8 protein-coding genes and 1 tRNA gene are annotated in these 12,505 nt (G+C 73.5%); 4 read left to right on the forward strand and 5 right to left on the reverse strand.

Features of this window, described 5'->3' with window-relative positions; all coding sequences use genetic code 11:
* The first annotated feature begins 2 nt into the window (after positions 1–2).
* Positions 3–1,751, forward strand: coding sequence for a malto-oligosyltrehalose trehalohydrolase (gene treZ, locus ACFWW8_RS14950; RefSeq protein WP_386528379.1), 1,749 nt, complete (start codon positions 3–5; stop codon positions 1,749–1,751).
* Positions 1,752–1,776: 25 nt separating this feature from the next.
* Here treZ and ACFWW8_RS14955 read toward each other — a convergent pair whose 3' ends face one another.
* Positions 1,777–2,937, reverse strand: coding sequence for a M24 family metallopeptidase (locus tag ACFWW8_RS14955; protein ID WP_386528382.1), 1,161 nt, complete (start codon positions 2,935–2,937; stop codon positions 1,777–1,779).
* Positions 2,938–3,482: 545 nt separating this feature from the next.
* Between ACFWW8_RS14955 and ACFWW8_RS14960 the strand changes: the two genes are divergently transcribed.
* From ACFWW8_RS14960 to ACFWW8_RS14970, 3 genes are all read left to right on the forward strand, one after another.
* Positions 3,483–3,555, forward strand: a tRNA-His gene (locus tag ACFWW8_RS14960).
* A 615-nt stretch (positions 3,556–4,170) separates the two neighbouring features.
* Positions 4,171–6,198, forward strand: coding sequence for an RICIN domain-containing protein (locus ACFWW8_RS14965; protein ID WP_386528385.1), 2,028 nt, complete (start codon positions 4,171–4,173; stop codon positions 6,196–6,198).
* Positions 6,199–6,448: 250 nt separating this feature from the next.
* Positions 6,449–7,096, forward strand: coding sequence for a hypothetical protein (locus tag ACFWW8_RS14970; protein ID WP_386528387.1), 648 nt, complete (start codon positions 6,449–6,451; stop codon positions 7,094–7,096).
* 96 nt (positions 7,097–7,192) lie between these two features.
* Here the strand turns inward: ACFWW8_RS14970 and ACFWW8_RS14975 are convergent, their stop codons facing one another.
* The 4 genes from ACFWW8_RS14975 to murC form a co-directional block, all read right to left on the reverse strand.
* Positions 7,193–7,948 (reverse strand): alpha/beta fold hydrolase, encoded by a 756-nt coding sequence (locus ACFWW8_RS14975; RefSeq protein ID WP_386528390.1) that lies wholly within the window; start codon positions 7,946–7,948, stop codon positions 7,193–7,195.
* Between the two features lie 102 nt (positions 7,949–8,050).
* Complete coding sequence (locus ACFWW8_RS14980) at positions 8,051–10,111, reverse strand: phosphocholine-specific phospholipase C (protein WP_386528393.1); 2,061 nt, start codon at positions 10,109–10,111, stop codon at positions 8,051–8,053.
* Positions 10,112–10,587: 476 nt separating this feature from the next.
* Positions 10,588–10,995 carry a peptide-methionine (R)-S-oxide reductase MsrB gene (gene msrB, locus ACFWW8_RS14985; protein WP_386528396.1) on the reverse strand — a complete coding sequence of 136 codons (408 nt, stop codon included), beginning with the start codon at positions 10,993–10,995 and terminating at the stop codon, positions 10,588–10,590.
* A 15-nt stretch (positions 10,996–11,010) separates the two neighbouring features.
* On the reverse strand, positions 11,011–12,414 hold the full coding sequence (murC, locus tag ACFWW8_RS14990; RefSeq protein ID WP_386528399.1) for a UDP-N-acetylmuramate--L-alanine ligase: 1,404 nt from the start codon (positions 12,412–12,414) through the stop codon (positions 11,011–11,013).
* Positions 12,415–12,505 lie beyond the last annotated feature (91 nt).

Consider the following 12,505-nt stretch of genomic DNA (forward strand, 5'->3'; position numbering starts at 1 on the left):
CCGTGCAGTTCGAGGTGTGGGCACCACTGACAGGTCATGTCGCCATGCGACTCGACGAGGCGACGTACGACATGGCACCGGATCCGGACCGGGACGGCTGGTGGGTGGTGGAGGCCCCGGCCGCCGACGGCAGCCGGTACGGGTTCCTGCTGGGCGGGGACACCGTCCCGCGCCCCGACCCGCGCGGCCGGCGGCTGCCGGACGGGCCCGACGGGCTCTCGGCCGTGATCGCCCCGGCCGCCCTCGCGCCCCACGGCGCGCCACCCCCGCGGGTGCCGCTCCAGGACGCGGTCCTGTACGAGCTCCACGTCGGCACCTTCACCCCCGAGGGCACCTTCGACGCCGCCGCCGAGCGCCTGGGCCACCTGACCGGCCTCGGCGTCACGCACGTGGAGCTGATGCCGGTCTGCTCCTTCCCGGGCCGGCACGGCTGGGGGTACGACGGGGTCGCGCCCTGGTCGGTGCACGAACCGTACGGCGGCCCGGCCGGCCTCGCCCGGTTCGTCGAGGCGGCGCACGCGGCCGGCCTCGGGGTCGTGCTGGACGTGGTCCACAACCACCTCGGGCCCTCGGGCAACCACCTGCCCGCCTTCGGCCCGTACTTCACGGAGACCCACCACACCCCGTGGGGTGCCGCGGTCAACCTGGACGCGCCCGGCTCGGACGAGGTCCGCGCGTACTTCCTGGGCAGCGCCGTGGCCTGGCTGCGCGACTACGGCGTCGACGGGCTCCGGCTCGACGCCGTGCACGCGCTCGCCGACGGGCGGGCGCTGCCCTTCCTGGAGGAGCTGGCTGCCGCCGTCGACGCGCTGGCGGCCGAGTCCGGGCGTCCGCTGTTCCTCATCGCCGAGTCCGACCAGTGCGATCCGCGCACCACGACCGCGCGCGGCAGTGGCGGGCTGGGCCTGCACGCGCAGTGGAACGACGACTTCCACCACGCCCTGCACTGCGCGCTCACCGGTGAATCCCAGGGCTATTACGGGGACTTCGCGGCGACCCCGCTCGCCGCCCTCGCCAAGACGATGACCCGGGCGTTCTTCCACGACGGGACCTGGTCCTCCTTCCGCGGCCGCACCCACGGCCGGCCGGTGGACCGCCGCCGCACCCCGGCCCACCGGTTCCTCGGCTACACCCAGACCCACGACCAGATCGGCAACCGGGCGCTCGGCGACCGGCTCTCCGCCTCGCTCTCCCCCGGACTGCTGGCGTGCGCCGCGACGGTGGCGCTGACCGGGCCGTTCGTGCCGATGCTGTTCATGGGCGAGGAGTGGGGCGCGGGCACCCCGTGGCAGTACTTCACTGACCACCCCGATCCCGACCTCGCCGAGGCCGTGCGCAACGGCCGGCGGCGGGAGTTCGCCGCGCACGGCTGGAAGGCCGAGGAGATCCCCGACCCGCAGGATCCCGCCACCCGGGACCGTTCCTGCCTGGACTGGACGGAGCCGGGTCAGGGCGCGCACGCCCGTCTGCTGGCCTGGTACCGGACCCTCGTCACGCTCCGCCGCACGCACCCGGACCTGCGCGACCCCGACCTCGCGGCGGTCCGGGTCGCCTTCGACGAGGAGCGGCGGTGGCTGACGTTCCGGCGCGGTGACGTACGGGTGGTCGTCAACCTCTCCTCCGAGCCGGCGACGATCGCGCTGGGGCGCAACGGGGTGCGGGTGCTGGCCGCCTGGGAGCCCCTCGAACAGCCGGGCCCGGACGGCCGGGTGCACGTTCCGGGCGAGTCGGCGGCCGTCCTGGGCCCGTGACGGCCGCCGCCGCGGGGCCGGCCGGCTACTCGACGACGGCCAGTTCGCGCGGGGCGTTGTTCAGGCGGCGCCCGCCGTCCCCGGTGACCGTCACGATGTCCTCGATGCGGACGCCGAAGCGGCCGGGCAGGTAGACGCCGGGCTCCACGGAGAAGCACATGCCGGGGACCAGCGGCCGCTCCTCGCCCTCGACCATGTAGGGGGGTTCGTGGGTGGTGACGCCGATGCCGTGGCCGGTGCGGTGGATGAAGCGGTCCCCGTACCCGAACTCGGTGATGACCGCGCGGGCCGCGCGGTCCACGTCCTGGCAGGCGGCGCCCGGCCGGACCGCCGCGAAGCCGGCCTGCTGGGCCTCGCGGACGATGTCGTGGACCCGCTGCTCCTCCGCTGTGGGCTCCCCGACGTGGACGGTGCGGGAGATGTCGGAGCCGTAGCCGTACCGCAGACCGCCGAAGTCCAGGACGACCATGTCGCCGCGGCGGATGACCCGGTCGCCGGCCTCGTGGTGCGGGTTGGCGCCGTTGGGGCCGGAGCCGACCACGGTGAAGTCGACCTGGGAGTGGCCGTGCGCGCGCAGCAGGGCGGCCAGGTCGGCGGCGACGTCGGTCTCCCGGCGGTCGGCGAAGGGGAGGTGGAGGATCTGCGCGTACGCGGCGTCGGCGGCGGCTCCCGCCGCGGCCAGGCGCTCCAGTTCCCGTTCGTCCTTCACCGCGCGGAGCATGGGGAGCGCGTCGGTGAGCGGCGCGTACGAGCTGGCGGGGAGCTGTCGCTGAAGGCCGAGGAGGTGCAGGGCCCAGGTGTTGTCGCTCACGCCGAAGCGTCCGGCGGCGTCCAGCAGCGGTGCGGTCGCGGCGTACGGGTCCTTGCCGTCGGCCCAGTCGCGCAGGGTCAGCGCGGGGGCTCCGGGGGCCTTCTCCGCGTCGGGCGCCTCCAGCGCCGGCACGACGAGCACCGGCTCCCGCCCGGCGGCCAGGACCAGCACGGTCAGCCGCTCGGTCTCGGCGGTGGGGCGGTAGCCGGTGAGGTGGGTGAGGTCGGGCCCGGGGGCGATGAGCAGGCCGGCCAGGCCCGCTTCGGCCGCGGTCCGCGCGGCCGCGGCCATCCGGGCGGCGTAGTCCGCGGCCGTGAAGGGGGCCGGTTCGGCGGGCGCGGGGTCGGGCGTCGCGTGCGTGGGGTCGGGAGTCATACGGCGATCCTGCCGCGAGGCGTGCGGCGAGCGCAGCGGCCGCGCCGGTCGGAGTGCCGGGCGGGAGCAGTTCCGTACGGTGCACCGGGCGCGGGGCGGCCAGGGGTACGACGACCCCGGCGCCGGCGGCCGCGGCGACCCGGTGGGGCAGCAGGACGAGGCCGTGCCCGGCGGTGGCGGGGGCGCGCAGGGCCGGCAGGCCGGTGCCGTCGTAGCGCGGGGCGCCCCGGGCGGCGGTGAGCGGCGGTCCCCCACCGGGGGCGTCGGGCCGGTGGGCGTCGGTGAGGTCGTCCAGCCGGACGGAGACGCGCGCGGCGAGGTGGTGCCCGGCGGGACCAGCCCGGCCGGCGCCTCCTCGCCGATCCCGGTCACTGTGAGCGGGCCCACGTCGGGCAGCCGCACCCGATCGTGCGGGCGCTCGCCGCGGCGGCCGTCGCGCACGCCGCCGCGTAGGCTCCGGTGGCGGAATAAGGCGTCGCGGAACCACCCCGCTGATCGGCTATGCTGTGGATGCACATCGAACGGGTGGTCCGCCACCCTTCGTGGTGGGTGTAGCTCAGTTGGTAGAGCACCTGGTTGTGGTCCAGGTGGCCGCGGGTTCAAGTCCCGTCACTCACCCTGTTGATCCCCTGGCGGGTACGAGGTCTCCTCGTACCCGCCAGGGGTTTTTCCATGTCCGGGGCGGCACGCCGAGCGTCCCTTCCCCGCCGGGCGGATCACCGGCCACGGCAGACAGCCCCCCGGCACCCGGTCGGCACGTCCGCCGGCCATTACCGACCGCGCCGCTTTTGCCCCGCGCCGAAGCGGAAGCCGTCCGGCCGGAGGGCGGCGGGACCGGCGATCGTCCCGTCCGCCGCGGGTCGCCCGCGATGTCCGGCCGGTTCCTCACGGGTCGTGACGGAGGGAATTCGGCAGGTAGTAATTAGGTGAATCCTCGACTGAATTCCAGTCAATAGACCTTCTCCGATTATTTCGATTCGATAACAACGACCCGATAAAGGCCTGGACCATTAGGGGCTGGCGACAGCAACTAGCCTCCACACAAAGGCAATTGAGTGTTCGTCAAATCCGGCCGACAGGTAACGGAATGATTTCCCGGGTCGCGCTCCCCTTTGTCCGAATTCTCCGGCGCGTACGTCTGGCAGGCTTCCGCGGACCCAGTCACTCCGATCATCATTTGAGGTGCGCATGACAGGACGCAGGCGGCGGGAACACCGGCGCAGACCCCGGCGGTTGATTCTCCTGACCGCCGCCACGGCCACGGCGGCCGTGATCGCGGCGGGTATCGCCTATTCCGGAATCGGCGACGGCGCCCAGGCCGCGGCCCCCGCGCAGGCCTCGGGGGCCGACGCGGAGACGGTCGTACCGGCCGCCGCGGCCGCCCGGGACCAGGAGCCGGAGCCGATCGCGGCCGCACCCGCCAACGAGAACGCGCGCGGGATGGTCTACGACGGCCTCAAGGCCGCTCCGAAGGGCGACCGGTGTGTGGGCGTCTACCGCACCGACACCGGACTGTGCACCCACGGACCCGACGCCCCGCCCAAGGGCGTCGACATCAAGAAGGAGATACCGCCGGCCGTCGCCACCACCGCGGCGGCCGCCGACCCGTCCCGCCCCGCGACCGAGGACCCGGCCCCCACGCAGGACGGCGGGCGTCCTCAGGACGCGCCCGCCGCCGACGCGGCCGCCACCAAGGACTCGGCGCCCGCGCCCGCCGCCCCCTCGGCCGCCGAGAGCGCGGTGGCCGCCGGACCCGCGGGCCAGACCGTCCAGTGCGAGGGCGACGGCACCTCCGGCAACCGCGTCCAGGTCGTGTACGTCCACGGTCCCGGCCGTGACCGGTTCTCCCAGTACGCCGCCTCGTTCCGCAAGTGGGCGGCCGACGCCGACCTGATCTACTCGGCGAGCGCCCAGGAGACCGGCGGCGTGCGCCACATCCGCTACGTGACGAACGCGGACTGCACGCCGACGGTGCTCAACATCGAGCTCCCCGACTCGGCACTGGCCGAGTTCAGCGCCACCAACGCGGCGCTCGCCAGCAAGGGCCTGGACCGCCGGGACCGCAAGTACATGATCTTCGCCGACTCGCAGGTCTACTGCGGCATCGGCACGTTCGCCGGCGACGAGCGGCCCGGACAGAACAACCAGAGCAACTTCGGCCCGTCCTACGGGCGTACGGACTCCGGGTGCTGGGGCGGGCACACGGCGGCGCACGAACTCGGCCACAACCTCGGCGCGGTGAACAACAGCGCCCCCAACACCAGTCTCGGCGCGCACTGCACCGACGAGTTTGACGTCATGTGCTACTCGGACTCGCCGAACTACCCGAAGATGCGCAACGTCTGCACCAACCAGGCCGCCGAGAACATCCTGGACTGCAACCACGACGACTACTTCCACACCAGTCCCAAGGCCGGCAGCTACCTGGCCACGCACTGGAACATCGCCGACAACCAGTTCCTGATGAAGGCGAAGGGCGGCGGCGGAGGCGGCACCGACCCCGGTCCGAACCCGAGCCCGACCCCGAGCCCGACGAAGAAGCCCTCGCCCACCCCGACCAAGAAGCCCGGCGGCGGACCGGCCGTCACGGCCGCCCAGGTCCAGTCCACCTCGGTCGTGGTGAGCTGGCCCAAGGTCGAGGGCGCCGCCTGGTACCAGGTCCTGGTCAACGGCAAGCACCTCGCCTGGGTGCAGTCGCAGGTCCTGCGCATCCACAGCCTCAAGCCGGACACCACGTACAAGGTGACCGTGTCCGTGCGCGACGGCTCCGGCCGGGACAGCGGCCCGGGTAAGGCGGCCTCCTTCACGACCCCGAAGGCGGGCGGCGGCGCCACCACCCCCGGCGGCCGCTACACCCTCGGCAACGGCAGCACCGGCATGGCCGCCGAACTGTGGGGCGGCCGCACCGCCGACGGCACCGTGCTCGTCGGCTCCCGCGCCAACGGGTACGCGCAGCAGCAGTGGTACTTCGACGACGCGGGCGGCGGCCAGGTCCGCATCCGGTCCGCGGCGTCCGGCAAGTGCCTGCAGCCCGGCGGTGCACCCTCCGCCGGCATGTGGGTCGCCCAGCGCACCTGCGCCGCCGACGCCGCGCAGTCCTGGCGGCTGACGACCCGCGGCGGCGCGGTGACCGTCACGGACCCCGGGGGCGGCTTCGCCCTCACCGTGAGCCGCCGCCCGTACTACGGGAGCTGGCTGCTCGACCTCCAGCGCGCGGACGGCGGTGCCGCGCAGCTCTGGACCGTCCAGAAGGCCGGCTGACGGTCTGCCCGAAGAGCCGACCGACGATACGGCCGATGCCCCTTGACCCGAGCCCGGCCGACGGTCCGACCCCGCCCGACCGACGGATCCACCGGCCGACCTGACGGAGTGCCGGTGGATCCGACGGCCGGGCCGGCGGTCGCTACGGCCCCCGCGGGGCCGTAGCCCCGCCCGAACCCGTCCTCCGGTGGGCGGCCGCTCCGCGCGACCCCGTCCACCGACCCCTCACCCCACCCGGAGCACCGCAACGATGCGTACCAGATCCGTCTTCCCGGCCCTCGTGGCCGCCCTCGGCCTCGTCCTCCTGGCGCCCGCACCCGCACTGGCCCACGGCGACACCGTCAAGGTGGTGGTCACCGGCCAGCGCGAGGGCCGCGTCACCGCTGCCGTCACCTGGGAGAACGACGGGGACGCCGTCGACGAGGCCGTCGCCGCCACCGTGAACGCGGTCAGCGTCGACGGCACCCGCACGCTCGGGCCCTTCCGCCTGATCCGCGACCCGCTCGCCCCTCCGGCGGGCTGGACCACCGCCGAGGCCCTGCCGCCCGGCACCTGGAAGGTCAGCGTCGACGTGGGCTTCCCGGCCCTCGGCCACGGCGAGCTCGAAGTCGGCGTCCCCGTGGTGGACCCGGCGCCCGCGCCGTCGTCCGCCGGCCCCTCCGCCGGGACCGCGGCCACCGGCGCGACGGCCACCGGTACCTCCGCCACGACGCCCACGGCGGCCGCCTCCCCGACCGCCTCCACGCCGCAGTCCGGCGCGCCCGCCCCGGACGCCGCCGAACCCGCCGCCTCCGGACCGGCCCTGTGGTGGACCACCGCCGGCGTCGCGGTCACCGCACTGACCGGCGCGGCCGCGGGCATCCTGCTGCGCCGCCGCCGCGCCCGCCGCCTGCGCTGAGCCGCCCGCGCCGGCGCGCCACCGTACGGACCCCGTCCCCCACCGGGGTCCGCCGAACGGCGAAGGCCCCGCAGCGGGTGGGCCCGGGCCATGCACCTAGCTCACGAGGAAGGCCTCGACCGCCGTGGCGAAGGCCACCGGGGTCTCCTGGGGCGGGTAGTGGCCGGTGCCCGGCAGGGTACGGATCCGGCAGTTCGGGTACCACGCCTGCCAGGTCGCCCGCATGACCTCTGGGGTCAGCGCGAGGTCGTACTCCCCGACCAGGACGAGTACCGGCACGGTGTTGCCCTTGACGGCGGAGGACAGGTCCAGCGGCTGCCAGCTCGCGAGGTAGCCGGCGAAGGCCTCGGGCCGGGACGCGGCCAGCGAGTGGGCGACCATCCGCTCCAGCCAGTGGCGGCTCGCACGGTGACCGGTGACCAGGTCCAGGATGGCCCGGCGCTTGCCGGGGTCCTCGGCGGCGCCGTGGAAGAGGGCGTGCGTCGCGTCGTCCATCGCGTAGGGCGAAGCCGGTACCGGCGCGACCCCGACGAGCTTCTCGATGCGCTCGGGAGCCCGTACCAGCACCTGCTGCGCCGCCTTGCCCCCCATCGAGTGGCCGAGCACCGAGAACGTGTCCCAGCCCAGCTGATCGGCGAGTTCCAGGACGTCGTCGGCGATCTCGGGGAGGCTGTAGCGGCCCGCCACGTCCCGCCGGTCCCCGTAGCCCCGGCAGTCGAGGAAGGCGTACGAGAACCCGTCCGGGTCCAGGTGGTCCAGTACGGATCCCCAGGTGGCGCAGGTGCCGAACCAGTCGTGCAGCACGATGACGCGGACGGGTCCGGTGCCGATCCTGCGGTGGGCGATGGCCATGCGTTCTCCCTCGGTGACGGGGTGGAGATGCCGACGCCGTACGTACTGCCCACCGGACCTACCATCACACCGTGAATCCGCCGCCTGCCGCGGCGGAACGGGTCAGACGGTCCTGAGCGCCGGGTCGGAGACGCCCGGGGCGCCCGTCTCCACGTAACCCGCGAAGCGGCGCAGGAAGGTCGCGTCGGCGTCGGAGACCACCTTGACGTCGTACCAGCGGCCGGTGGTGCGCAGGTCGACCGTGTGCGAGACGGTGGCGCCCGGGTTGACCTTGAAGGTCTGGGCGGCGCCGCCGTAGGAGTTCGTCACGGTGAGGTGGACGGCGGCCGTCCCGGAGTTGGCGAGGCTCAGCACCAGGTTTCCGCTCGCGTCCGCATGACGCGCCGTCACCTCGGGGCCGGCCTTCTTGGCCGGGCCCTTCCAGGTGCGCAGGAAGCCGTTCGGGCCCCAGACGGTGAGGTTGACCTGGTTGCCGGTGGAGGCACTGGTGCTCCACGTGTCCGAGAGGGTCTTGCCCGCCTCGACGGTGTAGGGCCAGGGCCCGTCCGTCCGGTTGCCCGAGGTGCTGTGGAAGTGGGCGCCCAGGGCGGGACCGGCGGCGAAGGTCAGCGTGAACTTGCCGGTGGACACGGTGGCCCTGCCGTCCACGTACGGGCTGTATCCGAGCGGGCGGGTCGGCTTGGAGCCCGCCTCCTGCCTGGGCAGGGCGCCCGTCGCCGGCGGCACGGGGTGGTACGACGGGTGGGTGTCGCGGTCGGGCGGGAGGTAGCCGTCCGTCGGGGGGAGCGCGGCCGGGGAGGCGTCGGACCGGGTGAAGTCGAAGGCGGAGGTGAGGTCGCCGCAGACCGCGCGCCGCCACGGGGAGATCTGGGGCTCCTTGACGCCGAAGCGCTTCTCCATGAAGCGGATCACCGAGGTGTGGTCGAAGGTCTCCGAGCAGACGTACCCGCCCTTGCTCCACGGGGAGACGACGATCATCGGGACGCGCGGGCCGAGCCCGTACGTCCCGGCCGCGTATCCGCCGCCGCCGGCGTAGAGGTCGCGCGTCACGTCGGCCGTGGACAGGCCCCAGGCCGCGGAGGCCGGGGGGTACGGCGGGACGACGTGGTCGAAGAAGCCGTCGTTCTCGTCGTAGGTGATGAAGAAGGCCGTCTTCGCCCACACGTCCGGGTTCGCCGTCAGCGCGTCGAGGACCTGCGCGATGTACCAGGCGCCGAAGTTCGTCGGCCAGTTCGGGTGCTCGCTGAACGCCTCCGGGGCCGCGATCCAGGAGACCTGGGGCAGGGTGCCGCCCAGCACGTCCGCGCGAAGCTTGTCGAAGTACCCTTCGCCCGCCTTGACGTTGGTGCCGGTACGCGCCTTCTCGTAGAGGGCGCTGCCCGGCTGGGCGTTGCGGTAGGAGTTGAAGTAGAGCAGGGAGTTGTCACCGTAGTTGCCGCGGAAGGCGTCGCTGATCCAGCCCCAGTGACCGGCGGCGTTCAGGCCGTCGCCGACGTCCTGGTAGATCTTCCAGGAGACCCCGGCGGACTCCAGGCGCTCGGGGTAGGTCTTCCAGCCGTAGCCGGCCTCCTGGTTGCCGAGGACCGGGCCGCCGCCGGTGCCGTCGTTGCCCGTGTGCCCGGTCCACATGTAGTAGCGGTTGGGGTCGGTGGCGCCGATGAAGGAGCAGTGGTAGGCGTCGCAGACGGTGAAGGCGTCGGCCAGGGCGTAGTGGAACGGGATGTCGTCGCGGGTCATGTGCGACATCGTGGTGGCGGTCTTGGCCGGCACCCACTGGTCGTACTTGCCGTTGTTGTAGGCCTGGTGGCCGCCGGCCCAGTCGTGGTTGAGCCCCTCCACGAACCGCATGCCCAGGTCGTCGACCTGCGGGTTGAAGGGGAGGATGTCCTTCGTCCCGTTGGACTGGTGGAAGACGGACTTGCCGTTGTCCTGGAGGACCGGCCGCGGGTCGCCGAAGCCCCGTACGCCCTTCATCGACCCGAAGTACTGGTCGAAGGAACGGTTCTCCTGCATGAGGACGACGACGTGTTCGACGTCCTGGATCGTTCCGGTGGCGCCCTGCGCCGGGATGGCGGCGGCCCGCGCGATGCTCTCGTTCAGCAGCGCGACGGCGGCGGTGCCACCGGCGATCTGGAGGAACCTGCGGCGGTTGACTTCTGCCATGGTGTGACGACCTCCGGGGGTGAGGGGAGTCGAGGGGCGCCCCAAGGACAGCGGCCCAGGGGGGCCGGACGGCGATCCCCGGCTGACGCCGGGCCGTACAGCGGGAGAACGCACGGCCCCGCCGGGAGGAACGCACGGACCCGTTCGGATGATCGGACGGACCCGCAGGAACGTGCGGACGGACCCGCGCGGAGGTACGGCGGACCCGCGCGCAGGGTGCGCAGAACGGCGCTCCGAGCAGCGGACAGCCGTGCCCGAACAGCGCGCGGACCGAGTCCGGGCGACCGCGCGCCGCCTGGCGAAGACGGTAGGCGCAGCCACCCGCCGCGCAACAGCCCCCGGAGCGCCGGCACTTCGGGGCGGGGGCCCAGCGGCCGCACCCTGCACCGGACGGGGTCGCGGAGGCCCCGGCGGTCCCGGACGTCCGAAGGGACCGGTCCCGGGCCGGAGCCCGGGCCGGGCCCCGGAGGACCGCCTCAGCTCTCCGCGGGGGTGAGCCTCAGGGAGATGGAGTTGATGCAGTACCGCTGGTCGGTGGGGGTCGGGTAGCCCTCGCCCTCGAAGACGTGGCCCAGGTGGGACCCGCACGCGGCGCAGAGGACCTCGGTGCGGACCATGCCGTGCGACCGGTCGTGGACCAGCTCGACCGCGTCGCTGTCCTTCGGGTCGAAGAAGGACGGCCAGCCGCAGTGCGACTCGAACTTCTCCGTCGAGCGGAACAGCTCGGAACCGCAGCCGCGACAGGAGTACACGCCCTCCGTCTTGGTGTCGGTGTACTCACCGCGGAAGGCCGGCTCGGTGCCGGCGAGGCGCAGCACCTGGTACTCGGCGGGGGTCAGCTCCGCCTGCCACTGCTCGTCCGTCTTCTCGACCTCGTACGCCATGACGTTCCCGCTCCCTCAGTTCGACAGCCGGGCGATCGTTTCCAGGATCCGGGGTCCCAGGTCCGTGACGTCGCCCGCGCCCATGGTGAGAACGAGATCACCGGGCTTGGCCATTCCCGCGATGACGTCGGCGACGGCGTCCTTGGAGTGCTCGGCGGTGACGTCGGCGCCCGCGGCCCGGGCGGCCGCGATGATCAGCTCACTCGTCACGCCGGGGATCGGGTCCTCGCGGGCCGGGTAGATGTCGAGGACCACGGAGGCGTCGGCCAGCGCGAGGGCCTGTCCCATCTCCTTGCCCAGCTCCTGGGTGCGGGAGAAGAGGTGGGGCTGGAAGACGACCAGGATGCGGGCGTCCCCGGCGGCGCCGCGGATGGCCTCCAGATCGGCGGTCATCTCGGTGGGGTGGTGCGCGTAGGAGTCGATGACCTGGACCCCGGCGGCCTCGCCCTTGAGCTGGAGGCGGCGCTTGACCCCGGTGTACTTGCCGAGGGCGGAGGCCAGGTTGTGCGCCGGGATGCCGAGGGCGACGCCGGCCGCGAGGGCGGCGACGGCGTTGTGCGCGTAGTGGCGGCCGGGGACGGAGACGGTGAAGGTGAGCATCCGGCCGCCGATGACGACGGTGACCTCGCTCGCCAGGCCGCGCGGGGTGATCTTGGTGATCCGGACGTCGGCCTCCGGCTCCTCGCCGTAGGTGACGACGTTCAGGCCGTCGTTGCCGCGGACCCGGCGGGCGATCTCGGCGGCGCCGGCCTGGCCGTGGGCGACGACGAGGGTGCCGCCGGGCACGATCTTGGAGACGAAGATCTCGAAGGACTCGTAGATCTCCTCCATCGACGCGTAGTTCGCGTGGTGGTCGAGCTCCGCGTTCAGGATGATCGCGACCTGCGGGGTGTACGTGTGGAAGCTGCGGTCGCTCTCGTCCGCCTCGGCGACGAAGATGTCGCCCTCGCCGTGGTGGGCGTTGGAGCCGGGGGCGTCCAGGTCTCCGCCGATGGCGTACGAGGGGTCCAGGCCCAGGGCCGACAGGGAGACCGCCAGCATCGAGGTGGTGGTCGTCTTGCCGTGCGTGCCGGCGACGGCGATCGGACGCAGGCCGTCCATCAGGCCGGCGAGGGCGTCGGAGCGGTGCACCACGGGGATGCCGAGCTCGGCGGCGCGGGCCAGCTCGGGGTTGTCGGCGCGGATGGCGCTGGAGACGACCACGCAGGTGGAGTCGTCGGCGAGGTGGCCGGCGGCGTGCCCGATGTGGACGACGGCCCCGTGCGCGCGCAGCGCCCGGGCGGTCTCCGAATCGCGCGAGTCGCTGCCGGCGACCTGTGCGCCCCGCTGGGCGAGGATCTTCGCGATGCCGGACATGCCGGCGCCGCCGATGCCGATGAAGTGGGGCCGTTCCATGGCGGTCGGCAGGCCGGGCTTCATTCAGGTCGCTCCAGGAATCGATCGTGCGTGTCCTACGGGGTCGCGCGTCCGCGACCGCGTCCACGGACGCGCTGCGGGGCGCGGGCCCAGC

Source organism: Streptomyces sp. NPDC058701 (assembly GCF_042715295.1).
In the GTDB taxonomy this organism is placed as follows: Bacteria; Actinomycetota; Actinomycetes; order Streptomycetales; family Streptomycetaceae; genus Streptomyces.